The organism is Methylobacterium tardum (genome assembly GCF_023546765.1).
Lineage (GTDB): Bacteria > Pseudomonadota > Alphaproteobacteria > Rhizobiales > Beijerinckiaceae > Methylobacterium > Methylobacterium tardum.
The window spans coordinates 6805905-6832224 of record NZ_CP097484.1; the positions used below are offsets into that span (position 1 = coordinate 6805905).

The 26320-nt window shown below is 70.0% G+C and carries 22 protein-coding genes and 1 pseudogene; 14 read left to right on the forward strand and 9 right to left on the reverse strand.

Annotation, left to right across the window (positions count from 1 at the left end):
* Positions 1 to 61: 61 nt before the first annotated feature.
* The 4 genes from M6G65_RS32710 to secG form a co-directional block, all read right to left on the reverse strand.
* Positions 62 to 1651, reverse strand: coding sequence for a S10 family peptidase (locus M6G65_RS32710; RefSeq protein WP_250103386.1), 1590 nt, complete (start codon positions 1649 to 1651; stop codon positions 62 to 64).
* A gap of 1 nt (position 1652) precedes the next feature.
* Positions 1653 to 2105: a DNA polymerase III subunit chi gene (locus M6G65_RS32715; RefSeq protein ID WP_250103387.1), complete on the reverse strand. Its 453-nt coding sequence runs from the start codon at positions 2103 to 2105 to the stop codon at positions 1653 to 1655.
* A 58-nt stretch (positions 2106 to 2163) separates the two neighbouring features.
* On the reverse strand, positions 2164 to 3792 hold the full coding sequence (pyrG, locus tag M6G65_RS32720) for a CTP synthase (RefSeq protein ID WP_250103388.1): 1629 nt from the start codon (positions 3790 to 3792) through the stop codon (positions 2164 to 2166).
* Between the two features lie 155 nt (positions 3793 to 3947).
* Positions 3948 to 4367: a preprotein translocase subunit SecG gene (secG, locus tag M6G65_RS32725; RefSeq protein WP_250103389.1), complete on the reverse strand. Its 420-nt coding sequence runs from the start codon at positions 4365 to 4367 to the stop codon at positions 3948 to 3950.
* Positions 4368 to 4618: 251 nt separating this feature from the next.
* On the opposite strand from secG, the gene M6G65_RS32730 reads away from it, so the two are divergent.
* Positions 4619 to 5065, forward strand: coding sequence for a nuclear transport factor 2 family protein (locus M6G65_RS32730; RefSeq protein WP_192706775.1), 447 nt, complete (start codon positions 4619 to 4621; stop codon positions 5063 to 5065).
* Between the two features lie 275 nt (positions 5066 to 5340).
* Here M6G65_RS32730 and tpiA read toward each other — a convergent pair whose 3' ends face one another.
* Positions 5341 to 6102: a triose-phosphate isomerase gene (tpiA, locus tag M6G65_RS32735; protein WP_192706776.1), complete on the reverse strand. Its 762-nt coding sequence runs from the start codon at positions 6100 to 6102 to the stop codon at positions 5341 to 5343.
* Positions 6103 to 6288: 186 nt separating this feature from the next.
* Between tpiA and M6G65_RS32740 the strand changes: the two genes are divergently transcribed.
* From M6G65_RS32740 to M6G65_RS32770, 7 genes are all read left to right on the forward strand, one after another.
* Positions 6289 to 8190 carry a peptidylprolyl isomerase gene (locus M6G65_RS32740; RefSeq protein WP_238194388.1) on the forward strand — a complete coding sequence of 634 codons (1902 nt, stop codon included), beginning with the start codon at positions 6289 to 6291 and terminating at the stop codon, positions 8188 to 8190.
* Positions 8191 to 8193: 3 nt separating this feature from the next.
* Entirely contained in the window at positions 8194 to 9714 is a 1521-nt protein-coding gene (gene trpE, locus M6G65_RS32745) for an anthranilate synthase component I (RefSeq protein ID WP_238194389.1), read from the forward strand.
* Positions 9715 to 9943: 229 nt separating this feature from the next.
* Complete coding sequence (locus M6G65_RS32750; protein WP_238194390.1) at positions 9944 to 10558, forward strand: anthranilate synthase component II; 615 nt, start codon at positions 9944 to 9946, stop codon at positions 10556 to 10558.
* 35 nt (positions 10559 to 10593) lie between these two features.
* Positions 10594 to 11631: an anthranilate phosphoribosyltransferase gene (trpD, locus tag M6G65_RS32755; RefSeq protein WP_250103390.1), complete on the forward strand. Its 1038-nt coding sequence runs from the start codon at positions 10594 to 10596 to the stop codon at positions 11629 to 11631.
* The gene (trpC, locus tag M6G65_RS32760; protein ID WP_250103391.1) at positions 11628 to 12530 is read left to right on the forward strand and encodes an indole-3-glycerol phosphate synthase TrpC; all 903 of its coding nucleotides are present in this window, start codon (positions 11628 to 11630) and stop codon (positions 12528 to 12530) included. The genes trpD and trpC overlap by 4 nt, the downstream gene beginning before the upstream one ends.
* A gap of 3 nt (positions 12531 to 12533) precedes the next feature.
* A complete protein-coding gene (gene moaC, locus M6G65_RS32765) occupies positions 12534 to 13025 on the forward strand; it encodes a cyclic pyranopterin monophosphate synthase MoaC (protein ID WP_238194393.1) in 492 nt (163 codons plus the stop codon).
* On the forward strand, positions 13022 to 14251 hold the full coding sequence (locus tag M6G65_RS32770; protein WP_238194394.1) for a molybdopterin molybdotransferase MoeA: 1230 nt from the start codon (positions 13022 to 13024) through the stop codon (positions 14249 to 14251). Before moaC ends, M6G65_RS32770 begins: the two co-directional genes overlap by 4 nt.
* 3 nt (positions 14252 to 14254) lie before the next feature.
* Here M6G65_RS32770 and M6G65_RS32775 read toward each other — a convergent pair whose 3' ends face one another.
* Entirely contained in the window at positions 14255 to 15952 is a 1698-nt protein-coding gene (locus M6G65_RS32775) for a hypothetical protein (RefSeq protein WP_250103392.1), read from the reverse strand.
* A gap of 332 nt (positions 15953 to 16284) precedes the next feature.
* Here M6G65_RS32775 and M6G65_RS32780 point away from each other — a divergent pair, with 332 nt between their 5' ends.
* The 3 genes and pseudogenes from M6G65_RS32780 (at position 16285) to M6G65_RS32790 (ending at position 19703) form a co-directional block, all read left to right on the forward strand.
* The gene (locus M6G65_RS32780; protein WP_250103393.1) at positions 16285 to 17787 is read left to right on the forward strand and encodes an NAD(P)/FAD-dependent oxidoreductase; all 1503 of its coding nucleotides are present in this window, start codon (positions 16285 to 16287) and stop codon (positions 17785 to 17787) included.
* Between the two features lie 170 nt (positions 17788 to 17957).
* A pseudogene (locus tag M6G65_RS32785) lies at positions 17958 to 19240 on the forward strand (PQQ-dependent sugar dehydrogenase).
* A 145-nt stretch (positions 19241 to 19385) separates the two neighbouring features.
* Positions 19386 to 19703 carry a c-type cytochrome gene (locus M6G65_RS32790; protein WP_238194496.1) on the forward strand — a complete coding sequence of 106 codons (318 nt, stop codon included), beginning with the start codon at positions 19386 to 19388 and terminating at the stop codon, positions 19701 to 19703.
* A gap of 108 nt (positions 19704 to 19811) precedes the next feature.
* Here M6G65_RS32790 and lepA read toward each other — a convergent pair whose 3' ends face one another.
* The 3 genes from lepA to M6G65_RS32805 form a co-directional block, all read right to left on the reverse strand.
* Positions 19812 to 21614, reverse strand: coding sequence for a translation elongation factor 4 (gene lepA, locus M6G65_RS32795; RefSeq protein ID WP_238194397.1), 1803 nt, complete (start codon positions 21612 to 21614; stop codon positions 19812 to 19814).
* 367 nt (positions 21615 to 21981) lie between these two features.
* A complete protein-coding gene (locus M6G65_RS32800) occupies positions 21982 to 22182 on the reverse strand; it encodes a hypothetical protein (protein WP_091714603.1) in 201 nt (66 codons plus the stop codon).
* A gap of 61 nt (positions 22183 to 22243) precedes the next feature.
* The gene (locus M6G65_RS32805; protein ID WP_238194398.1) at positions 22244 to 23029 is read right to left on the reverse strand and encodes a HugZ family pyridoxamine 5'-phosphate oxidase; all 786 of its coding nucleotides are present in this window, start codon (positions 23027 to 23029) and stop codon (positions 22244 to 22246) included.
* 304 nt (positions 23030 to 23333) lie between these two features.
* Between M6G65_RS32805 and M6G65_RS32810 the strand changes: the two genes are divergently transcribed.
* From M6G65_RS32810 to M6G65_RS32820, 3 genes are read left to right on the forward strand one after another with little or no spacing between them, the layout of a single operon-like run.
* Positions 23334 to 24044 carry a response regulator transcription factor gene (locus M6G65_RS32810; protein WP_010682252.1) on the forward strand — a complete coding sequence of 237 codons (711 nt, stop codon included), beginning with the start codon at positions 23334 to 23336 and terminating at the stop codon, positions 24042 to 24044.
* Between the two features lie 29 nt (positions 24045 to 24073).
* A complete protein-coding gene (locus tag M6G65_RS32815; RefSeq protein ID WP_250104325.1) occupies positions 24074 to 25867 on the forward strand; it encodes a sensor histidine kinase in 1794 nt (597 codons plus the stop codon).
* The gene (locus M6G65_RS32820; protein WP_238194399.1) at positions 25867 to 26307 is read left to right on the forward strand and encodes an HPr kinase/phosphorylase; all 441 of its coding nucleotides are present in this window, start codon (positions 25867 to 25869) and stop codon (positions 26305 to 26307) included. Before M6G65_RS32815 ends, M6G65_RS32820 begins: the two co-directional genes overlap by 1 nt.
* Positions 26308 to 26320: the final 13 nt, after the last annotated feature.

Here is a 26320-nt window from a genome sequence, read left to right on the forward strand (position 1 = left end):
GCGCACAACGGAGTGGCGGGCGGTAAGATCCGGATTATCCAGAGCGCGCGCCACTCGTCGCTCAGGGCGTATCCTTGAGGCGCTCCGCGGGCGCTCCCGCCGGTGCCGGTCCGGCGTCGCGCGCCTTCATGGCATCCGCATAGAGCCGCTCCACATCCGCCTTAAACGCGGCGCGGGAGTCGGGCCGCGAGTAGAACATGTGGCCGCCGGGATAGACCGCGAGGCCGACGCGGCCGGCGCCGTAGGCCGGGACCTGCGCGAGCAGGAGCTTCGAGGCGTAGTAGGGCGTCACGAGATCCGTGAAGCCGTGCGCCACCAGCACTCGCAGGCGGCCATCGAGCGCCAGGGTGCTCTTGAGGTTCGACAGCACCTCGGGCGCCTGCCGGCCCGACCCCCAGCTCCAGCCGCGGTTCACCGCATTGTTCAGGAGTTCGTAGCGCATATTGGGCACGGGCCACTTCAGCGTGCGCGCGTAAAGGTCGAGCATTGCGCTGGTCAGCGGCGCCTGCAGCGCGGTCAGCTGCGGGTCGCCGAAGCTCGACTGGGCCGCATCCGGATTGGGGTCCCAGCCGGTGATGCCGGTATCGTAGGCGCTGGTCACGCGACCCTCGGCACGGTCGATCTCGCGCTGGACGCTGCGGGTCGACAGGCGCGCGGCCTGCGCCCGCACCAGGGCGGCATCGAGCCCGACCAGGGGTGCGACCCGCTCGGTCATGCGTGCCACGGCGGCCGCGTCGCTTGGCCCCTTGAGCAGATCCGCCAGATAGGGGCCCGAGGCGTACGACTCGGCCTCCTTCAGGAGCGCCGGGGTCGGGACCGTGCCGGACCGCTCCAGGGCGCCGGCCGCCAGGGAGGGCAGCTTCAGGACGTAGCCCCAGGGGTTGGCACGCGGCGTTTCCAGCCACGCAAAGTCCAGAACCGGCGAGAGCAGCACCATTCCGGACAGGCCGACCCCGATATCGTCCTGAAGCTTCTCGGTGATGAGCGGCCCGCGGAAACCGCCGTAGCTCTCGCCGACGTAGAATTTCGGGCTCGCCATCCGGTCGTTGACGCGCAGGTAACGCGCGATGACCGCCGCCAGGGTCGAGGCGTCGGAATCGATGTTCCAATAGGCCTTGCCGTTGCCGTCCGCCGCGCGGCTGTAGCCGGTGCCGACCGGATCGATGAAGACCAGATCGGTGAAGCCGAGCCACGTCCCGTCATTGGGCGTGAGCGCCACAGGCTGCGAGGGGCTGATGCTGTCGCCGCCCGTGGGAAGTCGCCAGGGTCCGATCGCCCCGATGTTGAGATAGGCGGACGCCGCGCCCGGGCCGCCATTCACCGCGAAGGTGACGGGGCGCTCGCGGCCGGCCTCCGGCGCCACCGTATAGGCCACGTAGGCGATCTCGGCCTGCAGCTTCCCGGCCTCGTCGACGAGGGGCAGGCTGCCGGCCGTGGCGGTGAAGTCGAGGCTCTTGCCGTTCGGCAGGGTGAGGCTGTGCCGCGTCGCCGAGTCCGGCGGCAGACGGCGGCCTTCCGGCCCCCGCGGCGCCTGCCTGGATTCCGACGGCCGGGGATCGTGCGGCGCGTCCTGTGCGCCGGCTGCCAACGGCGCCCCGAGGGTCAGGGCGGCAACGAGAGCGGCACGCCCGAGGCATTGGCTGAGGAGCACGTTACGCCTTCTTGTTCCAGCGGCCCGAATCGTCCTGCTGCCAGTAGGCGACCGCGTGGCCCGCCTCCTTGGCCTGCTTCCACTGCTCGCGGGCGCGCAGCAGCGCATCCTGGTCGGTCCCGTCGAACAGGATGCAGATCCGCTCGTAGGCTTCGGCATCCGGCGGCAGGTCGGCACCTTCGACCAGGAAGCGGATCGAGGCGGTGTTGGGGTTGATGTCGCGCAGGGTCAGCACGACCGGCTGGCTCCCCGCATCCGGCTCGCGGTCGGTGCCGTGCGGCAGGAAGCTCTCGTCCGAGTAGGTCCAGAGGTGGTCGCCGAGCGCCTGCAGGCGCTCTTCGGTAGCGGCCTGGATCGCAGCCTGCCAGCCCCGGTCGAGCGAGCGCTCGACGAGGTTCGGCAGCACCTTCTCCAGGGGCTGACGCTGCATGTGGTAGAAGAGAATCTCGGTCACAGTCCGGTCAATATAGGGTCCGGGACCGCGGCGCGAGGAGCGGCGCGCCGCCGCGCCCTCAGACCAGCCGGCTCTGCTCGATCGCCGCGCCGACGAAGCCCTTGAACAGCGGATGCGGCTCGAACGGGCGCGACTTCAGCTCCGGGTGGAACTGCACGCCGATGAACCACGGATGCCCGACATGCTCGACCGTCTCGGGCAGGAGCCCGTCCGGCGAGACGCCCGAGAAGCGCAGGCCCTTGGCCTCCAGCCGCTCGCGATAGGCCATGTTGACCTCGTAGCGGTGGCGGTGCCGCTCGGAGATCTGCTCGGACCCGTAGATCTGGGCGATCTTGGAGGTCGGATCGAGCTTCGCCTCGTAGGCGCCGAGCCGCATGGTGCCACCGAGGTCGCCGGCCGCGGCCCGCCGCTCCAGCTCGTTGCCGCGCAGCCACTCGGTCAGCAGGCCGACCACTGGCTCCGAGGTCTCGCCGAACTCGGTCGAGTTCGCCTCGGGCATCCCGGCCAGCGAGCGGGCCGCTTCGATCACCGCCATCTGCATGCCGAAGCAGATGCCGAGATAGGGGATGCGCTTCTCGCGGGCGTAGCGGGCCGCCCGGATCTTGCCCTCGGCGCCGCGCTGGCCGAACCCGCCTGGCACAAGGATCCCGTTGAGACCCTCCAGGAACGGCGCCGGGTCCTCGCGCTCGAACACCTCGGCCTCGATCCACTCGAGGTTGACCTTCACCCGGTGGCTGATGCCGCCATGGGTCAGCGCCTCGGTGAGCGACTTGTAGGCGTCCTTCAGCCCCGTGTACTTGCCGACGATGGCGATCGAGATCTCGCCCTCGGGGTTGCGCACCCGCTCGGCGATGGTGCTCCAGCGGCCGAGATCCGGTTCCTCGCCGTGCTCCAGGCCGAAATGGCCGAGCACTTCCCGGTCGAGGCCGGCGGTCCGGTACGAGAGCGGCACCTCGTAGATCGACGCCACGTCCCGCGCCTCAATCACAGCGGTTTCGCGGACGTTGCAGAACAGTGCCAGCTTGCGCCGCTCGCCGACCGGGATGTCCCGGTCGCAGCGACAGAGCAGGATGTCGGGCTGGATGCCGATGGAGCGCAGCTCCTTCACGGAGTGCTGCGTCGGTTTGGTCTTCAGCTCGCCCGCGGACGGGATGTAGGGCAGCAGCGTCAGGTGCACGTAGCAGCAGGTGCCGCGGGGCAGCTCCTGGCCGAGCTGGCGGATCGCCTCGAAGAACGGCAGCCCCTCGATGTCGCCGACCGTCCCGCCGATCTCGACCAGGACGAAGTCGAAGCTGTCGTTGCCGTCGAGGACGAAGTCCTTGATCGCGTTGGTGACGTGCGGGATCACCTGGATCGTGGCGCCGAGATAGTCGCCCCGCCGCTCCTTGGCGATGATGTCCTGGTAGATCCGGCCCGTGGTGATGTTGTCGGCCCGGCTTGCCGGAACGCCGGTGAAGCGCTCGTAATGGCCGAGGTCGAGGTCGGTCTCGGCGCCGTCGTCGGTGACGAACACCTCGCCGTGCTGGGTCGGGCTCATCGTGCCCGGATCGACGTTCAGATAGGGGTCGAGCTTGCGCATCCGGACCCGGTAGCCGCGGGCCTGAAGCACCGCCGCCAGGGCCGCCGAAGCGAGACCCTTACCGAGGGAGGAAACCACGCCGCCGGTGATGAAAACGTACCGCGTCATGGGCCTCGGTCCATAAAGAAGGTGCTGGCGTTTGCCAAACGGCGAATGCCCCGGCCCGTGTATGGACTGGGGATCGCGCCACGCATGGGACGGATCGGCATGGCGCCGATCCAGCGGGAAGGAGTGGGACGCTGCGCCGCTCCCGGCGCGCGCCGTCAGCGCGACTGCGGCGCGTCCGGAACCGCCGGCTGCGCCGGGGTGGCCGGCTGGGCCGGGGCCGTCGCGGGGACCCGGTCCTGCTGCTGGCGGAGCGTGTCGAGCAGGTTGTCGGCGCCGGTCGGCTGCTTGGCGGGCTGGCCCGAGGTCTGGGGCGCACCGGTGTCGAGGATCGACTTCGGCGCCGCAGAGCGATGCGACAGGATCGCGAGCAGCAGGCTGGTGGCGAAGAACAGGGCCGCCAGGATCGCGGTGGCGCGGGTCAGGGCGTTGGCCTCGCCCCGGCCGGTCATGAAGCCCGCGACACCGCCGCTGCCGCCGCCGCCAAGCCCGAGGCCACCCTCGGAGCGCTGGAGCAGCACCACGCCGATCAGTGCGAGCACGATGATGAGGTGGACGACGATCAGGACGGTCTGCATCGGGATTCCGAAAACGTCTTCAGGCTCGCGCAGGGCGGCCGGCCGCGGGGACCGGCGAAAGCGCGCGACGGCCGGTGCTCCGGGCAACGGCCGCAAATCTGCGCCGGCCATACACCACTCGCGGTCCGGCGCCAACTTTATGATCCGGTCGCGCGTGTCGCCCGCGGGCCTCGCGCGCGGCAGCCAGCTGTGCTCTGTCTCGGACCGTAGGACGGCGCACCCAATCCGCCGCCTCATCCGGGAAGGAAGCCATGCCGATCTCACGCCGCGCAGCGCTGGCCGCTGCCCTCGCAACGCCTGTCCTGCTGCGGACGCGTCCCGGGACGGCCGCCGGTTCGGACGCCGCCGCCGTGGAGGAGGCGGTGGACGCCCTGACCAAGGCCCTGCTCGCCGGCGACGGGCCGGCCCTGGAAGCCCTGACCCTCGACGGGTTGAGCTACGGCCATTCGAGCGGGCTGGTTCAGGACAAGGCGGCCTTCATCGAGCCGCTCGCGACCAAGCGCGCCTCCTTCCCGAGCATCACCCTGTCCGACCGGTCGGTCTCGATCGTGGGTGACGATGCCATCGCGCGCCACGTCTTCACCGGCGAGTCCACCGCGAACGGCAAGACCTCCCCGGTGCATATCGGCGTGATGCAGGTCTGGCGCCGGGACGGCGGGCGCTGGCGGCTGATGGCCCGTCAGGCGTTCAAGATCTGACGGTACCTCGTTCGACCGTCATCCCGAACGGAGCGGAGTGTTTCAGCCGCTTCCCGTCATCCCGGGGCCGCGCAGCGGAGCCCGGGATCCAGAACCGCCGGCGCGCCAAAGATGTGCACCGACAGCGAGACTGGATTGCCCGCCTACGGCGTGCCCCTTCGGGTCCGGGCTCGCCTTCGGCGCCCCGGAATGACGGCGCGGATAGTCGCGCGATCGGGAGGTAGGTCCTTGACCTGTGCCTCGTTCCGGCTCGTGAGGACGGCGCGCAGGCCCGCTCACGAATAGGCGGCGCAAATCCCCAGGAAATCCTCAGCCACGAGGCTGGCACCGCCGACCAGGGCGCCGTCGACGTTGTCGACGGACAGGAGTTCCTTCGCGTTCCCGGGCTTCACCGAGCCGCCGTAGAGGATGCGGATCTTCTGCGCCTCGTCGCCGACGAGCTTGTCGAGCATCTCCCGGAGCGACGCGTGGACCTCGGCGATGTCGCGCGGCGTCGGGGTGCGGCCGGAGCCGATCGCCCAGACCGGCTCGTAGGCGATGACCGTGTCGGCCGCGGTCGCGCCCTTCGGCAGGCCGATGGCGAGCTGGGCGCGGACGATGTCGAGGGCGCGGCCCTGCTCGCGCTCCTCGATGGTCTCGCCGACGCAGATGATGCCGCACAGGCCGGCGCGGCGCGCGCCCAGCGCCTTCGCGTGGACGCCGTCATCCGTCTCGTGGTGGTAGGCCCGCCGCTCGGAATGGCCGACGATCACGTACTTGGCGCCGAGATCGGCGAGCATCTCGGCCGAGATCGAGCCCGTGAAGGCGCCGCTCGGGCGGGCGTGCAGGTTCTGGCCGCCGATGGCGATCGGGGAGCCGGCGGCGGCGGCCACGCAGGAGCCGATCAGGGTCGCGGGCGGGCAGATCAGCACGTCGATGCGGGCGGCGAGGTCCGGCGAGAGGCGCTCGCGAATCGCCTCGACCACCTGGATCGACGCCCGCGTGCCGTTCATCTTCCAATTGCCGGCGACCAGCGGTCTGCGCCCCGACTGCGTCATTCCCGCCCTCTTTCCGCCGCGGCTGTTCCGAAGTTGTCGCGGCCTACCAGAGCGAGCTTGAGCGCGCAAACGGAGTGCGGCGCCCGAGCCTTTGCCTGTGGACGCGAATGGTCTATCGCGGTCGGCTCTCAGGGAGAGTGCCGGTCCGGCGACGGATCGGCCGCTGAAGGTATTCGATCACAGACCATGCTTCAGGGCATCCGCAACGCGAGCCAGCATTGGCTCGGCAAGATCGTCTTGACGGTCGTCTTCACGCTGCTGATCGCCGGCGTCGGCATCTACGGCGTCGAGGAGTTCTTCCGGGGCGGCGCCAGCAACAACGTGGCGACCGTCGGCAGCACGCCGATCACCGCTGAGCAGGTGCGGTCGGCCTATCAGAATCAGATGCAGCGCTATCAGGCGCAGCTGAAGCGCGCGCTCACCCCCGACCAGGCGCGGATGCTCGGCCTCGACCGGCAGGTGATGTCCCAGCTGATCACCGAGGCCGCCCTCGATCAGAAGACCCATGACCTGGGCCTCGCCGTCCCGGATTCCTCGGTGATCAGGGCGATCCACGACGAGAAGAGCTTCCAGAACCAGCAGGGCCAGTTCGAGCCGCAGCTGTTCTACCAGACCCTGCAGCGCGCCGGCCTGAACGAGGGGATGTTCGTGCGCGAGCAGCGCGCGGTGATCGCGCGGCTCCAGCTCGCCGAGGCGGTGTCGTCCGACCTGCACGTACCGGTCGCCCTGCGCGAGGCGGTCCACCGCTACACGACCGAGCGCCGCGCGGCGTCCTACCTGATGCTGACGCCCTCGACGGCGGGGCAGATCCCGGATCCGACCGACGAGGAACTGAAGACCTGGTACGACGCCAACAAGTCCGGCTTCCGCGCCCCCGAATTCCGGTCCGCCAATCTCCTGGTGGTCGATCCGGAAGCGATGGCCAAGCCCGAGGCGATCACCGATGCCGATGCCCGCGCCGCCTACGGGCTGAACAAGGATCGCTACGGCAGCCCGGAGAAGCGCACGATCCAGCAGATCGTGTTCCCCGACAGCGCCGCCGCCGAGGCCGCCCGCAAGGCGATCGAGGACGGCTCCAAGACCTTTGAGGCGGTCGCGACCGAGCGGGGCACCGACAAGAAGGATCTGACCCTCGGCACGCTCACCAAGAGCGAGCTGTTCGACAAGGCGGTGGGCGATGCCGCCTTCGCGCTGCCGGAGGGCGGCGTGAGCCAGCCGGTCCAGGGCCGCTTCGGGACGGTGCTCCTGCGCGTGACCAAGATCGAGCCGGGGACCGTGAAGCCGTTCGAGCAGGTCGAAGGCGAGATCCGCAAGGGCCTCGCCCTGGCCCGCGCCCGCGACGCGATGGAGACGACCCGCGACGCCATCGAGGACCAGCGCGCCGGCGCCAAGCCGCTCACCGACATCGCGGCCGAGCGCGGGCTCAAGCTCGTGTCCGTGAAGGCTGTCGATCCCAACGGCAAGGATCCGGAGGGCCGGAAGGTCGGCGACATTCCCGATCCGGACACGACCCTCCCGGCCCTGTTCCGTGCCGAAATCGGCGGCGACAACGAGCCCCTGCGCACCAAGGCCGGCGGCTATGTCTGGTACGACGTCACCAACATCGACCCCGCCCACGACAAGCCGCTCGATCAGGTCAAGGACGGCGTGAAGGCCGGCTGGACCGCCGCCGAGATCGCCAAGCGCCTGCAGGCCAAGGGGCGCGAGCTCACGGAGAAGCTCAACAAGGGCGAGTCCCTGGAGGACGTCGCCAAGGAGGTCGGCGTCAACTCGCAGGAGGTGCAGGATCTGGCCCGCAACCAGGCCAGGGACATGCTGACGACCGACGACGTCAACCTGATCTTCGCCACGCCCGTCGGCAAGGCCGGGACCGCGGCGGCGAACGACTCCCGGGCGGTCTTCAAGGTCACGGCCGCGACGATGCCGGCCTTCGTCGCCGACAGCCCGAGCGACCGGACGATCACGCAGAACTTCCAGGCCGCGCTCGCCGACGACGTGCTGTCCCAGTACATCGCCGAGGTTCAGAAGAACGCGGGCGTGAAGATTGATGCGCCGGCCCTGCGCCGCGCGATCGGCGGCGAGTATTGAGGCATGGCCGAGGCTCCCGATTACGCGGCCTTCGCTGAACGCTACGAGGCCGGCCAGCCGAGCTTCGTCGCGCTGAGCCTCGTGGCCGATCTGGAGACGCCGGTGGCGGCGTTCCTGAAGCTGCGTGCCCGGCACGCGGGATCGGCCTTCCTGCTCGAATCGGTCGAGGGCGGCGCCGTCCGCGGGCGCTACTCGATGATCGGCCTCGATCCGGACCTGGTCTGGCGTTGCCGCGACGGCGCCGCCGCCATCGCGCGCGGTGCCGATCTGACGCGCTTCGAGCCCGACGACCGGGCGCCGCTCGCGAGCCTGCGGGCCCTGATCGCCGAGAGCGCGATCGGCGCGTCGGAGGGCGAGAATCTGCCGCCGATGGCCGCCGGCCTGTTCGGCTATCTCGGCTACGACATGGTTCGCGCCATGGAGCGGCTGCCGGAGCCCAATCCCGATCCCCTCGGGGTGCCGGACGCGATCCTGATCCGGCCCCGGGTGATGGTGGTCTTCGACTCGATCCGCGACCTCATCACCGTGGTCTCGCCGGTGCGGCCCTCAGGGGGCGTTGCGGCCCGGGCGGCCTACGAGGACGCGCTCCAGCGCCTCGACCGGGTGGCGGCCGCCCTTGAGGGCCCGCTGCCGATCGAGGCGCGGATCGACCTCTCCGCGGTGGCCCATCCGGAGCCGGTCTCGAACACGTCTCCCGACGAATTCTTCGCCATGGTGGCGCGGGCCAAGGAGTACATCGTCGCCGGGGACGTCTTCCAGGTGGTGCTCTCCCAGCGCTTCTCGGCGCCGTTCACGCTCCCGGCCTTCAGCCTGTACCGGTCGCTCCGCCGCACCAACCCGGCGCCGTTCCTCTGCTACCTCGACTTCGAGGCTTTCCAGATCGTCTGCTCCTCGCCGGAAATCCTCGTGCGGGTCCGCGAGGGCACCGTCACGGTCCGGCCGATTGCCGGGACGCGCCGCCGCGGCGCCACGCCGGCCGAGGACGCGGCTCTGGCGGAGGAACTCCTCGCCGACCCCAAGGAGCGGGCCGAGCACCTGATGCTGCTCGACCTCGGGCGCAACGATGCCGGGCGCGTCTCGCGGATCGGCAGCGTCCGCGTGACCGACTCGTTCTTCATCGAGCGCTACAGCCAGGTCATGCACATCGTGTCGAACGTCGAGGGCGACCTCGACCCGCGTCACGACCCGCTCGACGCCCTGGCGGCGGGTTTTCCGGCCGGCACCGTCTCGGGGGCCCCGAAGGTGCGCGCCATGGAGATCATCGACGAGCTGGAGCGCGAGAAGCGCGGCCCCTACGCCGGCTGCATCGGCTATTTCGGCGCCCGCGGCGAGATGGACACCTGCATCGTCCTGCGCACCGCTGTGGTGAAGGACGGGCGGATGCACGTCCAGGCTGGCGCCGGGATCGTCTACGATTCCGATCCCGCCTCCGAGCAGCAGGAATGCGTCAACAAGGCCAAGGCCCTGTTCCGGGCCGCCGAGGAGGCGGTGCGGTTCGCCGCGCAGGCGAAGCGCGGGCAGTAGAGCACTGGGCTCCGGCCCCTCCCGAACACGCACTCATCCTGAGGTGCCGGAGCGCAGCGGAAGCCTCGAAGGAGGCCTCCAGCCGGCCGCGCGATCCCTGGAGCCCTCCTTCGAGGCGGCTGCGCCGCACCTCAGGATGAGGTCTTCGGCTGGGAGGCGCGCGCCGCGCACGGTTGACCCCATCGTCCCGAGCGGTCACATCGCCTGCATGCCCGAGCGTGCCGCCGCGATGTCCAACGTCCTCGTCATCGACAACTACGATTCCTTCACGTGGAATCTGGTCCATCTCATCGGGCCGCTGTGCAGCGCGATCGATGTCGTGCGCAACGACGCCCTCACCGTCCCGGAGATCCGCGCCAAGGCGCCGGATGCGATCGTGCTCTCGCCCGGCCCGTGCACGCCGAACGAGGCGGGGATCTGCCTCGACGTGGTGCGGGATCTCTCCGAGGAGATCCCGATCTTCGGTGTCTGTCTCGGGCTCCAGGCGATCGGCCAGGCCTTCGGGGGCGACGTGGTGCGGGCGCCCCTGCCGCTGCACGGCAAGGTTTCCACCATCCGCCACGGCGCGCGCGGCCTGTTCCGCGGCCTCAACGACAGCTTCGAGGCGACGCGCTACCACTCCCTCGTGGTCGATCGCGCGAGCTGCCCGGAGACGCTCCGCGTCACCGCCGAGGCGGACGGCCTGATCATGGGCCTGGAGCATGTCGAGCGCCCGCTCCACGGCGTCCAGTTCCATCCGGAGAGCATCCGCTCGCAGCACGGCACGGAGATCGTGAAGAACTTCCTGGATCTCGCCGCGGCCTGGAACGCGGCGCGTGACAGGACCCGCGCCGACGTGCATTGACGCCCGGAGGCCGGGGCGGCCCTCCGATAGAACCTATGGACAGCTTCAGACCCCATCTCGCGAAGGTCGCCGGGGGCCTCGCCCTCGACCGCGCCGAGGCGCGCGCCGCGTTCGACGACCTGCTGTCGGGCGAGGTGACGCCCGTCCAGGCCGGCGCGTTCCTCGCCGCCCTCAAGGTGCGCGGCGAGACCGTCGAGGAGATCGTCGGCGCGGCCGAGGCGATGCGCGCCCGCATGACCCGTGTCGCGGCGCCGGAGACCGCTATCGACGTGGTCGGGACCGGCGGCGACCATTCCGGGAGCGTGAACGTCTCGACTCTGGCGGCGATCCTGGTCGCGGCCTGCGGCGTGCCGGTCGCCAAGCACGGCAACCGCGCGGCGACGTCGCGCTCCGGCGCGGCAGACGTGCTGGCGGCCCTCGGCGTCCGGCTGGGGCTCGATGCCGAGAGCCGTGCGCGCTGCCTCGACGAGGCCGGGCTGTGTTTCCTGTTCGCGCAGGCCCACCACCCGGCCATGCGCCACGTGGCCGCCGTCCGCTCGGAGCTGCCGGTCCGCACGATCTTCAACCTGCTGGGACCGCTGAGCAATCCGGCCGGCGTCGCCTACCAGCTCTTCGGCGTCGCCCAGGAGGCGCTCGCCGAGCCGCTGACACGGGTTCTGGCCGAACTCGGCAGCCGCCGCGTCTGGACCGTCCACGGGTCCGACGGGCTCGACGAGATCACCGTCACCGGGCCGACGCGGGTCGTCGCCCTGGAGGACGGCCGGATAACCCGCTTCACCATCGATCCCCGTGACCTCGGGCTGCCGCTGCGCGCGCCCGAGGAGCTGCGTGGCGGCGATCCGGCCGACAATGCCCGGGCGCTCGAAGCCGTGCTGGCGGGGGCACGCAACGCCTACCGGGATATCGCGGTTCTCAATGCAGCGGCGGCACTCGTCGTCGCGGGTCGGGCGCCGACCCTGGCGGATGGACTCGCGCGGGCGCAGGATGCGGTCGATTCCGGGGCGGCTCGGGCGACCCTCGCCCGCCTCGTCCAAGCCTCGAACGACCGCTCCAATGGGCAGGAGGGCCGATGAGCTCGCTCACGCAAGAGGCGACCCACGAGACCGGCGCGGAGGCGCCGCCCGAGCGGCCGAACGTGCTGGCCCGCATCGAGGCCTACAAGCGCCGCGAGATCGCCGAAGCCAAGCTGCGCGTGCCGCTCGCCAAGCTCGAGCGCAAGGTCGCGCAGGCCGATCCGGTCCGCGGCTTCGCGGCGGCGATCCGCGCTCACCGTGCCGAGGGGCGCCCGGCGCTCATCGCGGAGGTGAAGAAGGCCTCGCCCTCGAAAGGTCTGATCCGGGCCGATTTCGATCCCGCGACCCTGGCCGCCGCTTACGCGGCGGGCGGCGCCACCTGCCTGTCGGTCCTGACCGACGAGCCGTCGTTCCAAGGGCGACCGGAATACCTGACGCAGGCGCGCGCCGCCTGCGGGCTACCGGTCCTGCGCAAAGATTTCCTGTTCGAGCCCTACCAGGTCTACGAAGCCCGGGCCTGGGGCGCCGACTGCATCCTCGTCATCATGGCCTGCCTCGGCGACGACGAGGCTGTCGCGCTCGTGGAGACGGCCCATCTCCTCGGGATGGATGTTCTGGTCGAGGTGCACGACGAGGCCGAGCTCGCGCGCGCGGTCCCGCTCGGCACGGCGCTGATCGGTATCAACAACCGCAACCTCAAGACCTTCGAGGTCTCGTTCGAGACGGCGATCCGCCTCGCACCCGGCATTCCGGAGGACCGGATCGCGGTGGCGGAGAGCGGCATCGGCGGCTATGCCGACGTCGCGCGCCTGCAGGAGAACGGCCTCGGCGTCGTCCTGGTGGGCGAGAGCCTGATGCGTCAGGCCGACGTCACGCAGGCGACCCGGGCGCTGCTGTTCGGTGTCGGCGCGGCCAAAGGCGCCGACACCAAGGGCGGCAAGGCCCGGAAGAAGGGCTGAGCGATGCAGCCGGGCACGACGCTCACCCATCTCGACACAAGCGGCGCGGCCAATATGGTCGACGTCACCGACAAGCCCGCCACCGAACGCACCGCCCGGGCGGAGGGCCGCATCGTGATGGAGCCCGCGACCCTGGCGCTGATCCGCGAGGGCGACGCCAAGAAGGGCGACGTGATCGGCACCGCGCGGCTGGCCGGAATCATGGCGGCCAAGCGCACCCACGAGCTGATCCCACTCTGCCACCCGCTGCTGCTGTCGAAGGTTCGGGTGGAGATCGAGCCCGACGACGCGTTGCCCGGCCTGCGCATCGCCGCCGAGGTCCGGGTCCAGGGCCCGACCGGCGTCGAGATGGAGGCGCTGACCGCCGTCTCGGTGGCGTGTCTCACCGTTTACGACATGGTGAAGGCCGTGGACCGCGGCATGCGGATCGAGGGCATCCGGCTCATTGCCAAGGATGGCGGCCGGTCCGGCGCCTACCGGGCCCCTGCTGTATGAGCGGCCTGATTGCGGTCGCCGAGGCGCTTTCGCGGGTCCTGGCGAGCGTCACCGGCCCGGTGGAGGCCGAGACGGTGCCGCTGGCTCAGGCTGCCGGCCGCACGCTCGCAGCCGACATCGTCGCGTCGCGGACCCAGCCGCCGTTCCCCGCCTCGGCCATGGACGGCTACGCGGTGCGAAGCGCCGATGCCGATCGTGCCGAGGCCAGCCTGCGGCTGATCGGCACCAGCGCGGCCGGTCACGGCTTCTCGGGGCGCATCGGACCGGGCGAGGCGGTGCGGATCTTCACCGGTGCACCGGTTCCGGACGGCGCCGACGCGATCCTGATACAGGAAGATGCGCGCGCCGAGGACGGAGTTGTCCGTGTCCTCGAAGCGGTCGAGCCCGGCCGCTTCATCCGCCGTGCCGGCCTGGACTTCACCGCCGGCGCCACCCTGCTGACCGCGGGCCTCAGCCTCGATGCCCGCCGCCTGGCCCTGGCGGCCGCGGCCGGCCACCCGCGCCTGCCGGTCCGGCGCAAGCCCCGGGTCGCGATCCTGGCGACGGGCGACGAGTTGGTGGAGGCCGGCGCGACGCCGGCCTGGGACCAGATCGTCGCGTCGAACAGCCTCGCGCTCGCCGCCCTGGCGGCGGAGGCCGGGGCCGAGATCATCGATCTGGGCATCGCGGCGGACGATCACGGCGCCCTGGAAGACGCCTTCCGGCGCGCGCGCGCGGCGCGGGCCGACATGCTGATCACGCTCGGCGGCGCCTCGGTCGGCGATCACGATCTCGTCCAGGCGGCGCTCGCCCGGGAAGGGCTGGAACTCGGCTTCTGGCGCGTCGCGCTCCGGCCCGGCAAGCCGCTGATGCACGGCCGCCTCGGCGACATGCTGGTGATCGGGCTACCCGGCAACCCGGTTTCGTCCATCGTCTGCGGCCTGCTGTTCGTGGTGCCGGCGATCCGCGCGCTCCAGGGCGACCCTCAAGCCGGGGCTGATCGCAGCGAGCCGGCGACGCTCGGCCGCGATCTCCCGGCCAATGACGGCCGCGCCGATTACATGCGGGCGAGCCTCGCCATCGAGCCGAGCCGGCTGCCCGTGGCGACGCCCGAGCAGCGTCAGGATTCCTCGATGCTGGCGGTGCTCGGCCGCTCCGAGGCGCTGCTGATCCGTGCGCCGCACGAGCCGCCCGCCCGGGCCGGCGATCCGTGCCGGATCATCCGGCTCGACCGCCGCCTGCTCTGACGCTCAGCGCGTGACTTCCCAGACCTTGAGCGGACCGGACACAGCCACAGGTGCGAGCCGGTCGGATTCCGCCGCGCCGCGGGCGAGCCGCGTCGCGAAGGCCGGCTCAGCCTGGAGGTCGTCGGCCGGCCGGGTCGGGCAGGCGATGAGATAACGGATCCGGAACGCCGTCAGCACGCGATCGAGGTCCGCCTCGGTGCCGCCCAGACCCTCGATCGCCGCCGTGAGACCCGGGATGGCGCGGTGATACGGAGCGGCCACGACGCTGTGCGGGGTGCGCAGCAGGATCGACGGTCCCAGGAAGATCGGCGCCAGGATTGTGCCTGGCGGCAGGGCCACCAGCGGCCTCAGCGCCGCATCGCTCTGACACGCCGCGGCGCCGCCGGGATCGGGCGCCGTGCGCGAGCCCGGGAGCAGAACCTCGCCCAGGAGCGCGGGCGCCATCCAGAGCGTGCTCACCATCCCGCCCCCGAGGAGCGCGAAGTTCCAGCGGCGCATGCCGGTTCCGGTTTCGGCCGCCTGCGTCAGGGCGCGATCGAGCACGGCACCCGCGACCAGCGGCACGAAGCCGGCGGCGATGTAGAGGCCGCGGAACTGGAAGACACCGAGGATCAGGCCGGGCCACAGGAACACGGCCGCCACCGACCAAGCGCGCCGCGCGCGGCCGCGCCACGCCATCCAGGCGGCGGTGAGGCTCGCGAGCGCCACGACTGGGTGGAAGACCAACGCTTCCCACTGGCCTTGCGCGACGAGCTTCCGCACCGAGGCCATCTCGTTGACCGTCAGCAGCCAATGGTCGCGCACCAAGGGCGGCATGCCCGGGAACGGCCCACCCAGGCAGGCCGGAAACACCAAGGCGAAGCCGCCGAGCAGGATCGCGCCGCACAGCGCCGCCAGGGTCACGCGCTTGCCGATCGTGGCGAGGCGGTCGCCGACCCAACGGGCTGCAAGGACGAAGATCAGGCCGGCCGACGCGATGAGGAGCCAGGGTGGCGAGAGCGCGTCGCATCGCGGGACGGCCCACAGGTCGGGTGAGGTCTGGGCGGCGAACAGGAGCGGTGCCGCCGCCCCGAGCCCGAAGCCGAACCCGGTCAGCGTCGGACGCGCAGGCCGGCCACGCAGGCACCAGTCGCCGACCAGATACAGGGCCGCCATCGCGACGGTGGGCAGGCCCTCCAGCCCGATCGCCAGCGACAGCGCTGCCAAACCGCCGCCGATCAGCCCGCATCGGAAGCCACCGCGGATCATGCAGACGGCCAAACCGAGCAGCGCGATCATCTGGACGTTGTGGTGATCGACACGTCCCGGCTGAAACTGGATCGTGACCCCGAATGTCTGGGTTGCGACAATGACCGCCAGAAGGGCGGCCCTTTCGCCGAAGCTGTGCCGGACGCCGCGGTAGAGCACCCAGCCGTACAGCCCGAACAGCAGCAACGGCCACAGCGCAGCCGTCACGCCTTCGGCCAGTGCCGGGCCCGCGAGCGGCGTCAGTGCCAGGATCATCGCGGCAATCGGCGCATCCACGAGGCGCGACCAGTGGCTCGGCACGCCGTCCGGCGGCAGGAATCGGTGCTGCACGGTGTCGTACCAGCCCTGGCCGGATACGAGATCACGGACCCCGACGAGGCGCATGGCATCGTCAGGGTCGGGCACGCGGAGGTGCTGGATCGTATTCCAGACGGCCTCTGGCGTGCTCATCATCGCGACGCACAGTCCGACGACGATCCAGAGGACGGTGCGGCTGCCGAGGCGGGGAGCGCCCGGGTGCTGGTCTGCGCTGAGGCGGTCACGATGGGTCACCCTGAGCGGGCGGCGGGTGCCTTGGCGCGCATCGTCGGTCAGGCGGACTTAACACGGCGTCAAGCATGACCGCTCTCTGCCGCGCTCACGAGCGCTATTCGGCGCAGCCGCTGACCCTATCGGTCGGCGCAACACCGATGGATCTGCCAGCGATTCCTTAACCACGAAGACCCATGCTCCCGGCAGGTCGGCGCTTCGCGCGTCGTGCGACCCACGAACCGCCGGAGCAGGGGATGAGCCACCACACCGAGACGCTGGTGATCGGCGCGGGGCCCGCGGGCCTCACCGCCGCCTACCTGCTGTCGAAGCAGGGTCGGTCCGTCACTGTCCTGGAGCGGGATCCCGCTCAGGTGGGCGGGATCTCGCGCACGGTCTCGTACAACGGCTACCTGTTCGACATCGGCGGCCATCGGTTCTTCTCCAAGTCGCAGGCCGTGGTCGATCTCTGGGACGAGATCCTCCCCAACGACTTCATCGAGCGGCCGCGCCTGTCGCGGATCTACTATCGCGGCCGGTACTACGCCTACCCGCTGAAGGCCTTCGAGGCGCTCCGGAATCTCGGCCTGCTCACCAGCGCGGCCTGCGTCGCCTCGTACCTCTATGCGCGTCTGCGGCCGACTCAGGACCCGAAGACCTTCCACGCCTGGGTCCGCAACCAGTTCGGCGAGCGCCTGTTCTCGATCTTCTTCAAGACCTACACCGAGAAGGTCTGGGGCATGTCGTGCGACGCGATCTCGGCCGATTGGGCCGCGCAGCGCATCAAGGGGCTGGATCTCGGCGCGGCGATCCGCGACGGGCTGAAGCGCTCGCTCGGCCTGCGCAAGCCGGTCAAGACCGGCGGTCCCGTCATCAAGACGCTGATCGAATCGTTCCGCTATCCCCGCCGCGGACCCGGCATGATGTGGGAGGCGGCCGCCGCCAAGATCCAGGCTCAGGGCGGGAAGCTCCACCTCGACCGCGGCGTCGATTCCCTCAGCTACGATGCCGCCACCGGCATCTGGACGGTGGCGGCCCGCAGCGCCGACGGCAGCCGTGAGACCTTCACGGCGCGGCACGTGATCTCCTCCGCGCCGGTGCGGGAGCTGGTCGACGCGATCCGGCCGCGGCCGCTGAGCACCTTCAACGCCCGGGCGCTGAAGTACCGCGACTTCCTCACCGTGGCGCTGATCGCCAAGTCGCAGAAGAACTTCCCCGACAATTGGATCTACATCCACGATCCGTCGGTGAAGGTCGGCCGTGTCCAGAACTTCCGCTCGTGGTCGCCCGAGATGGTGCCGGACTCGGACCATACCTGCCTGGGCCTGGAGTATTTCTGCTTCGAGGGCGACGGCCTCTGGAACGCGGACGATTCCGAGTTGGTGGCGCTCGCCAAGCGCGAGATCGGTCAGATCGGCCTGATCGACCCGGCCGACGTCGCCGATGCCTGCGTGGTCCGCCAGCCGAAGGCCTACCCGGTCTACGACGAGGATTATGCGGCCCACGTCGCCACCGTGCGGCGGGAGCTGGAGCGGGATTTCCCGGGCCTGCACCTCGTCGGCCGCAACGGCATGCACAAGTACAACAACCAGGACCACGCGATGATGACCGCGATGCTGACCGTGGAGAACATCCTCTGCGGCCGGCGCCGGCACGATGTCTGGCGGGTCAACGAGGACGCCGAGTACACCGAGGCGGGTGTGTCGGGTGCCGATGCCGCGCTGGGCAGCGAGCGCCTCGTTCCGCGCAAGGTCGCCTGAAGCCGATTCGGCTCGATCGGCTCGGCTCCACCGAGGCGCCAACGGGAGGCTCTGTGGCAGGCGACAGGGCTTGAGCCGCGTCACCGCTGCGGCTTGCCGGCCCCTGCCGCGCCCCTATCGTTGCCTCTCGGCGACGCCCTGGTTCAAGGGCCGCCGGGAGGAATTCATCGATGCGATCTCTGCTTCTCGCTGCGCTCTTCGCGGGCGTGGCCATGCCGGCGGCGGTGCTGCCCGCCCTGGCGCAGGGCGCCGCCCCTGCCGAGACCAAGGCCAAGACCGACGATCTGGAGAAGCTCCAGGGCTTCCATAGCACCAACACTCAGGCCGCCGCCGAGGTCCCGCAGACCGGGCGGCGGGCCGACGCGATCCGCAAGAACCTGTCGAAGATCAAGCTGCCCGACGGTTTCAAGATCGATCTCTACGCCGTCGTGCCGGATGCCCGCTCGATCGCGGTCGGTCCCAATGCCGGGGTGCTGTTCGTCGGCACGCGCAAGAGCAAGATCTACACGGTGACCGACCGCGACAAGGACCGGGTCGCCGACGAGGTCCGCCCCTTCGCGCCCGGCATCGAGTTCAAGATCCCGAACGGCGTCTGCTTCTCGAAGGACGGCGTCCTCACCGTCGTGGAGCAGAACCGGGTGCTGGCCTTCCCGGCCGCCGAGTTCTTCTACGAGAACCCGGACGTCGCCGCCGGCGTGCTGGTCAAGCAGGGCGAGCTGATCCCGGCCGCCGAGGAGAGCTTCAACCACACCGCCCGGGTCTGCCGGGTCGGGGCGGACGGCAAGACCTACATCGCGCTCGGCCAGCCCTACAACGTGCCGCCCGCCGAGAAGATGGACCTCTACAAGAAGACCGGCATCGGCGGCATCATCCGCATCGATGCCGACGGCAAGAACCGTGAGGTCTACGCCACGGGCATCCGCAACTCGGTCGGGATGGACTTCAATACCGACAAGACGCTCTGGTTTACCGACAACCAGGTCGACGGCATGGGCGACGACAAGCCGCCGGGTGAGCTGAACCACGCCACCAAGGCGGGCGAGACCTTCGGCTTCCCGTGGTTCGGCGGCGGCTCGGTCCGCACGGTCGAGTACAAGGACCGGCCCCGCCGGCCGATGCCGTCGCGCCGATGGCCGAGCTACCGCCCCACGCGGCCGATCTCGGCATGACCTTCTACAACGGCAAGCAGTTCCCGGCCGCCTACAAGGGCGGGATCTTCATCGCCGAGCACGGCTCGTGGAACCGCACCGAGCCGGTGGGCGCCCGGGTGATGTTCGCCAAGCTCGGGGCCGATGGGAAGGTCGAGTCGGTCAAGCCGTTCGCGGAGGGCTGGCTCACCGGCGACGGCGAGTATCTCGGCCGCCCGGTGGACGTCGCGGTGATGCTCGACGGCTCGCTGCTGGTCTCCGACGATTCGGCCGGGGCGATCTACCGGATCTCGTACGAGAAGTAGGGGGTTCTTCCCTCCCCCTTGCGGGGAGGGACCGAGGGTGGGGGTGGTTCCGGGTAAGGCGCTGCGGTGCCTCCTGCACCACCCCCACCTCCAACTCCTCCCCACAAGGGGGAGGAGAGTGCCGTCGCGAAATCCGAGTTTGATGATGATTCGTCCGCTTCTCGTCCTGATCGCCACCCTCGTCCCGCTCGCGGCCCAGGCCGGGGATGCCGCCGCGGGCAAGAAGCGCGCGACCGCCTGCCAGACCTGTCACGGCATGGACGGGCTCTCGAAGCTGCCGGAGGCTCCAAACCTTGCCGGGCAGGTCGAGCCCTACCTCGTCAAGGCGCTCACCGAGTATCGTGACGGCAAGCGGCAGAACGAGATCATGAACGTGGTCGCGAAGGAGCTGTCGGACGCCGATATTGCGAATCTCGCGGCGTATTACTCGGGCATCCAGATCGACGTGCTGCCGCCGGGATAAGCCCTACCACCGTCACTGCGAGCGGAGCGAAGCAAACCCAGGGCAGCGGGCCGTCGGCGAGCGTCGCGCAGCTGGATTGCTTCGCTCCGCTCGCAACGATGGCGCGCCTCAATCGTCCATCTTGAGCGCCGCGATGAACGCCTCCTGCGGGATCTCGACGCGCCCGAACTGGCGCATCTTCTTCTTGCCTTCCTTCTGCTTGTCCAAGAGCTTGCGCTTGCGCGAGATGTCGCCGCCGTAGCACTTGGCGGTGACGTCCTTGGACAGAGCCTTGATCGTCTCGCGGGCGATAATCTTGCCGCCGATCGCCGCCTGGACGGGGATCTGGAACAGGTGGCGGGGGATCAGGTCCTTCAGCTTCTCGCACATGGCCCGGCCGCGCGACTCGGCGCGGGTGCGGTGGACCAGCATCGACAGGGCGTCCACCGGCTCGGCATTCACCAGGATCGACATCTTCACGAGGTCGCCCTCGCGGTAGTCCGACACGTGGTAGTCGAAGGAGGCGTAGCCCTTTGAGATCGACTTCAGCCGGTCGTAGAAGTCGAACACGACCTCGTTCAGCGGCAGGTCGTAGACCACCATGGCGCGCTTGCCGACATAGTTGAGGTCGATCTGGACGCCGCGCCGGTCCTGGCAGAGCTTGAGCACGCCGCCGAGATACTCGTCCGGCGTCAGGATCGTGGCGCGGATCCAGGGCTCCTCGACCGTCTCGATCTTCATGACGTCCGGCATGTCGGCCGGGTTGTGCAATTCCTTGATCTCGCCGTCGCGCATCTTGAGGCGGTAGACCACCGACGGCGCCGTGGAGATCAGGTCGAGGTTGAACTCGCGCTCCAGCCGCTCCTGGATGATCTCCAGGTGCAGCAGCCCGAGGAAGCCGCAGCGGAAGCCGAAGCCGAGGGCGGCCGAACTCTCCATCTCGTAGGAGAACGAGGCGTCGTTCAGGCGGAGCTTGCCCATGGCCGAGCGCAGGTTCTCGAACTCGGCCGCGTCCACCGGGAACAGGCCGCAGAACACCACCGCCTGGACTTCCTTGAAGCCCGGCAGCATCTCGGTGGTCTGGCGCTTGTCCTCGGTGATGGTGTCGCCGACGCGGGTATCGGCCACCTCCTTGATCGAGCCGGTAAAGAAGCCGACCTCGCCGGGGCCCAGGGCGTCGATATCGGCCATCTTCGGGCGGAACACGCCGATCCGGTCGACGCCGTAGACCGCGTCGGCGCCCATCATGCGGATGGTCATCCCCTTCTTGAGGGTGCCGTCGATGATCCGCACCAGCACCACGACGCCGAGATAGGCGTCATACCAGCTGTCCACGAGGAGCGCCTTGAGCGGCGCGTCGCTTTTGCCCTTCGGCGGCGGCAGGCGCGTGACGATCGCCTCCAGCACCGCCTCGATGTTGAGCCCGGTCTTGGCCGAGATCGGCACGGCGTTCGACGCATCGAGGCCGATCACCTCCTCGATCTGCTCCTTCACCCGGTCCGGCTCGGCGGCCGGCAGATCGACCTTGTTGAGGACCGGGACGATCTCGTGGTTCGCGTCGAGCGCCTGGTAGACGTTGGCGAGCGTCTGCGCCTCCACGCCCTGGGAGGCGTCCACAACCAGCAGCGAGCCCTCGCAGGCGGCGAGCGAGCGCGAGACCTCGTAGGCGAAGTCCACGTGGCCGGGCGTGTCCATCAGGTTCAGGACGTAGTCCTTACCGTCTTCAGCCTTGTATTCCAGGCGCACGGTCTGCGCCTTGATGGTGATGCCGCGTTCCTTCTCGATATCCATCGAGTCGAGCATCTGCTCGCTCATGTCGCGCAGCGCGACGGTGCCGGTGGCTTGGATCAGCCGGTCCGCCAAGGTCGATTTGCCGTGGTCGATATGCGCGACGATCGAGAAGTTGCGGATGGTGTCGATCGGGGCTGTCATCGGCATTCCGTTCGGCGCGCGCCGGCGCGCACCGTCTGACGTCGGGACGTGTTCGGATGGGGCGGCTCCCGCGCGAGATAGCAGCGCGGCGGGGAGGCGCCAAGCGCGGCCTAAGCGCCGACGAGGATGCGAAGCCCGGTTGAAGCATCCACCGTCATTCCGGGACTGCGCGGTAGGGCCCGAAATCCGGACGCACCGTCGGTGACAGGCTTGGCGCGTTGGCGGATCCGGATCCCGGGCTCCGCGACGCCGCCCCGGCATGACGGCCGAAACGGGTCCGGTCGGGCAAGACACGAAAAGAACGGGGGCCGGCACAGGCCGGTCCCCGGGACAAGGACGTGTCAGGCGCTGACGAGCGAACCGCTGCTCAGCGGCCGCGGTCGCGGATCAGGCGCTCGATCTCGGCCTCGCCGTGGGAGCGCGCCTTCGCCTCGGTCGGATGCTTCCGGTCCGAGCGCTGGTGCAGCTTGCCGTGCTTGCGGATGCTCCACTGGAACAACGAGCCGCTCTCGCCGACCGGCTCCACATCGAGGCTGAAGGGGTAGGTATCTGTCTGCGTCTCACTCATGGGCCCGATATGGGGCATCCAGCGACTTTTCGCCATGCCCCTTCGTGAAGTCCTTGCGCTCTCAGGCCTCAGTGCCGGTCGCGCGTGCCTGCGCGGCCATGGCAACCAGGCTCTTGCGCAGCGTACCCATGTCGGTGACGCGCTCCGGGTAGAGGACCCGCGCGGTGCGATCGCCCGCCATCAGGTCCATGCCTTCGGGGTCCAGGCCGGTGAGGCGCCAGGGCAGGCCGGCTTCCGCACCCGATCCGGCGGCGTAGAGCGCCAGCGCATCGGCGTGATCGGCATTCATGTGCTCCACGGCGCCGCGCTCACCCGCGACGACCGCGTCCGCGCCGGCGAGATCGAGGAGCAGCTGGTCCCGCGTCAGCGTCGCCGCCTTGGCGAAGCCGCCGTTGAGGTGGCCGGCTGACGGATCGAGGGCGAAGAAGCCGAAATCCGGGAAGTCGGCGTAGAGCTTGGCCTTCGGGTGTCGGGCCAGGAACCTGTCCCGGGCACGGGCGTCGGTAGTCTGGGTCGCGCGCCCGACTACGGTCAGCCGGGGATGGGCGAGGGCGTCGCCCTTCCCGCCCTGCGAGAACAGCAGCGAGCAGCGGGGATCCGCGAGCAGGTTGCGGGTATGTGCCGAGAGCCGCGACAGCAGCATCAGCGGCGTGCCGTCCGTGTCGGTGGCGATGGTGACCAGCGAGGCGAAGGGCGTGCCGTCCGGATCGAGCGTCGCGAGTGCACCGGAGCGGATGCTGCGCAGGAGGGTGCGCGACAGGCCGATCGCGTCGAACGGCGCGGCCTCGGCCGGGAGCGGCCGCGCCGGACCGCCCGGTCCAGATCCGGTCTCGATCGTCTCGCTCATCCGCGCACTCTCCCCCGTTGCGAGCGCCGTCCGTGTCCGCCGCCACATTAGCGGCGCCCTTGACGACGCGCGAGGCGGCGGGACCGCGTCAGATCGGCCGCGACCACGGACGTTACGGCCAAGCTATGACCGCCGCTCGCTTTTTCCGATCGGCCGTACTAAAGCACCTGTCCCTTTGCGCGAGCCGGGCTGCGCCAAAACCGGTCCGTCTCGCGTGTCCGCCTGCCCCTCGGGGGCCGGGACGTGGCGCGGCCTGTGCATTGAGCCGGGACCGCGCCTGAGCCCGTTCAGTCAGGGACCGCGCATGCCGACCATCGCCCTCGTCGACGACGACCGGAACATCCTCACGTCGGTGTCGATCGCGCTTGAGACCGAAGGCTACCGCATCCAGACCTATACGGACGGCGCCTCCGCCCTCGACGGTCTGCGGCACTCGCCGCCCGATCTCGCGATCTTCGACATCAAGATGCCGCGCATGGACGGAATGGAGCTTCTCCGACGCCTGCGGCAGAAATCAGACCTTCCCGTGATCTTTTTGACCTCGAAGGACGAGGAGATCGACGAGCTGTTCGGCCTCAAGATGGGCGCCGACGACTTCATCCATAAGCCGTTCTCGCAGCGGCTGCTGGTGGAGCGGGTGAAGGCGGTGCTGCGCCGCTTCGCCAAGGAGGCCCCCGGCGCTACGCCGCGCGGGGCCGAGGAGGTCGCCGCCCGCTCTCTGGAGCGCGGCGCGCTGATGATGGATCCGGAGCGCCACACCTGCACGTGGAAGGGCGAGCCCGTCACCCTGACGGTGACGGAGTTCCTGATCCTCCAGGCCCTCGCGCAGCGTCCCGGCGTGGTGAAGAGCCGGAATGCCCTGATGGACGCGGCCTACGACGATCAGGTCTACGTCGACGACCGCACCATCGACAGCCACATCAAGCGGCTGCGCAAGAAGTTCAAGGTGACCGATCAGAGCTTCGACATGATCGAGACGCTCTACGGCGTCGGCTACCGGTTCAAGGAGGCGTGATCTTCAGGGTCCGCCGCGTGTCCGCCCGCATGCCCGCCCAGGCCGAGGATGCCCCGGCCCGTCCCTCGCTGGCCCAAGCCCTGTCCCGTCCGCTCGGTTGGCCCCGCGCCCTTTGGGACGCGGTCGGCCAGCGCGCCTCGCCGAGCCTGACGCGCCGCATCGTGGTTCTCAACCTCGTCGGGTTGATCGCGCTGCTCGTCGGGTTCCTCTACCTCAACCAGTTCCGCCAAGGCCTCATCCAGGCCCGGATCCAGAGTCTCGCCATCCAGGGTGAGATCATCGCGGGGGCGATCGCGGCTTCCGCGTCCGTCGATACCGACACGATCCGCATCGATCCCGACAAGCTGCTCCAGCAGCAGGCCGGGGAGGCGGTGGAAGAGGAATCGCAGCCGCTCGCCTTCTCGCTCAACCCCGAGAAGGTGGCGCCGCTCCTCTCGCGCCTCGTCACCCCTACCGGCAACCGCGCCCGGGTCTACGACCAGGAGGGCGGCCTCCTGTTCGACACCCGCACCCTGTTCAAGCGCGGCGACGCCGGGCGGCCGGATCCGCTCGAGCCCAAGCCGCACAAGCCGGGCATGCTCGAATCCGCCTTCGAGACGATCCAGACCAAGCTCGGTGGCCTGTTCCGCAGCCGCACCGAGCAGGCCGAGGAGACCGGTCCGGTCAACGGGCATTCGCTCCGCGAGGTCCAGGCCGCGCTCGGCGGCAACCGCGGCAGCCTCGTCCGGCGCAACAAGCTCGGTGAGACCACCGTTTCGGTGGCCGTGCCGATCCACCGGGCCGGCTCGGTCCGCGGCGCGCTGCTCATCTCGACGCAGGGCGACGCCATCGACCGCGTCATCGCCTCGGAGCGCTTCGGCCTCCTGCAGGTCTTCCTGGTCGCCTCGGCCGTGATGGTGGTGCTGTCGTTTCTGCTCGCGGGCGCCATCGCGGGCCCGGTGCGCCGCCTCGCGGAGGCCGCCGAGAAGGTGCGCATGGGCATCAAGACCCGCGAGGAGATCCCGGACTTCACCGAGCGCACCGACGAGATCGGGCACCTGTCCGGGGCGCTCCGCGACATGACCCAGGCGCTCTACCGGCGGATCGACGCCATCGAAAGCTTCGCGGCCGATGTCAGCCACGAGCTGAAGAACCCGCTCACCTCGCTGCGCAGCGCGGTGGAGACCCTGCCGCTTGCCAAGACCGACGATTCGCGCGGCCGGCTGATGGCGATCATCCAGCACGACGTGAAGCGCCTCGACCGGCTGATCAGCGACATCGCCGACGCCTCGCGCCTCGATGCCGAACTCGCCCGCGCGGAGGCGCGCCGGGTCGACCTGCGGCGGCTGCTCACCACGGTCGTGTCGGTGGCCAACGAGCGACGCCGGCCCAAGGACTGCCTCATCCATCTCGACGTCGAGGCGACGGCGTCGGACCTCGATGCGCCGTTCACGATCATCGGCCATGACAGCCGGCTCGGACAGGTCGTCAACAACCTCCTCGACAATGCGCGCTCGTTCTCGCCCTCGGACGCGAAGGTCCGCGTCGTGCTGCGGCGGGTCCGGGGCGAGGTCGAGCTGGTCTGCGAGGACGAGGGTCCGGGGATTCCGGAGCACGCTCTGGAGCGGATCTTCGAGCGCTTCTACACCGACCGGCCCGAGCAGGGCTTCGGCCAGAATTCGGGCCTGGGCCTGTCGATCTCGCGCCAGATCGTCCAGGCGCATCGCGGAACGATCCGCGCCGAGAACCGTCCCGGCGCACCCGACGAGGAGGGCGAGCCGACGATCCGCGGCGCGCGCTTCATCGTGCGCCTGCCGGCGGCGCCCCGCCAGCTTCACGCCTGATGATCGTTCTCCACGCCGCCTGCTGCACGCTCGGCGGCGCGGGGATCCTCGTCCGCGGCGAGTCCGGGTCCGGGAAGTCGAGCTTGGCGCTGCTGCTCGCATCCGGCGAGGATGGAACCTTCGTGGCGGACGACCGGGTCGTCTGCGCGGTCGAGGAGGGGCGGCTGGTGGCCCGGCCTCATCCCGCGCTGGCCGGCCGGGTCGAGGTGCGGGGGCAGGGTATCCTGTCGCTGGCCGATCTCGGCGTCACGCCCAGCGCCGAGACGGTCCTGCAACTCGCGGTCGATCTCGTCGCGGAGGCGCCGCGCCTTCCCGAACCCGCCGAGGCCGCGCTCGTCCTCGGGGTCAGGCTCCCGCGGGTCGTCCTGGACGCCGGCGTGCGTTCCGCCGGCCTCGCGCCGCTGATCATCCGTTCGGCGCTGCGAAAAGCGCAGCCGTGACTTCGCAGCCGCA

What these genes read in the sequence shown, in the direction of transcription:
- tpiA (WP_192706776.1), bottom strand. Translation starts at nt 6,102, where the DNA reads ATGACGCAGTCGGGGCGCAGACCGCTGGTCGCCGGCAATTGGAAGATG.
- M6G65_RS32780 (WP_250103393.1), top strand. Translation starts at nt 16,285, where the DNA reads ATGAGCCACCACACCGAGACGCTGGTGATCGGCGCGGGGCCCGCGGGC.
- M6G65_RS32820 (WP_238194399.1), top strand. Translation starts at nt 25,867, where the DNA reads ATGATCGTTCTCCACGCCGCCTGCTGCACGCTCGGCGGCGCGGGGATC.
- M6G65_RS32740 (WP_238194388.1), top strand. Translation starts at nt 6,289, where the DNA reads ATGCTTCAGGGCATCCGCAACGCGAGCCAGCATTGGCTCGGCAAGATC.
- M6G65_RS32810 (WP_010682252.1), top strand. Translation starts at nt 23,334, where the DNA reads ATGCCGACCATCGCCCTCGTCGACGACGACCGGAACATCCTCACGTCG.
- M6G65_RS32815 (WP_250104325.1), top strand. Translation starts at nt 24,074, where the DNA reads ATGCCCGCCCAGGCCGAGGATGCCCCGGCCCGTCCCTCGCTGGCCCAA.
- M6G65_RS32805 (WP_238194398.1), bottom strand. Translation starts at nt 23,029, where the DNA reads ATGAGCGAGACGATCGAGACCGGATCTGGACCGGGCGGTCCGGCGCGG.
- trpC (WP_250103391.1), top strand. Translation starts at nt 11,628, where the DNA reads ATGAGCTCGCTCACGCAAGAGGCGACCCACGAGACCGGCGCGGAGGCG.
- M6G65_RS32730 (WP_192706775.1), top strand. Translation starts at nt 4,619, where the DNA reads ATGCCGATCTCACGCCGCGCAGCGCTGGCCGCTGCCCTCGCAACGCCT.
- lepA (WP_238194397.1), bottom strand. Translation starts at nt 21,614, where the DNA reads ATGACAGCCCCGATCGACACCATCCGCAACTTCTCGATCGTCGCGCAT.
- pyrG (WP_250103388.1), bottom strand. Translation starts at nt 3,792, where the DNA reads ATGACGCGGTACGTTTTCATCACCGGCGGCGTGGTTTCCTCCCTCGGT.
- secG (WP_250103389.1), bottom strand. Translation starts at nt 4,367, where the DNA reads ATGCAGACCGTCCTGATCGTCGTCCACCTCATCATCGTGCTCGCACTG.
- trpE (WP_238194389.1), top strand. Translation starts at nt 8,194, where the DNA reads ATGGCCGAGGCTCCCGATTACGCGGCCTTCGCTGAACGCTACGAGGCC.
- moaC (WP_238194393.1), top strand. Translation starts at nt 12,534, where the DNA reads ATGCAGCCGGGCACGACGCTCACCCATCTCGACACAAGCGGCGCGGCC.
- trpD (WP_250103390.1), top strand. Translation starts at nt 10,594, where the DNA reads ATGGACAGCTTCAGACCCCATCTCGCGAAGGTCGCCGGGGGCCTCGCC.
- M6G65_RS32790 (WP_238194496.1), top strand. Translation starts at nt 19,386, where the DNA reads ATGATTCGTCCGCTTCTCGTCCTGATCGCCACCCTCGTCCCGCTCGCG.
- M6G65_RS32750 (WP_238194390.1), top strand. Translation starts at nt 9,944, where the DNA reads ATGTCCAACGTCCTCGTCATCGACAACTACGATTCCTTCACGTGGAAT.
- M6G65_RS32775 (WP_250103392.1), bottom strand. Translation starts at nt 15,952, where the DNA reads ATGATGAGCACGCCAGAGGCCGTCTGGAATACGATCCAGCACCTCCGC.
- M6G65_RS32770 (WP_238194394.1), top strand. Translation starts at nt 13,022, where the DNA reads ATGAGCGGCCTGATTGCGGTCGCCGAGGCGCTTTCGCGGGTCCTGGCG.
- M6G65_RS32800 (WP_091714603.1), bottom strand. Translation starts at nt 22,182, where the DNA reads ATGAGTGAGACGCAGACAGATACCTACCCCTTCAGCCTCGATGTGGAG.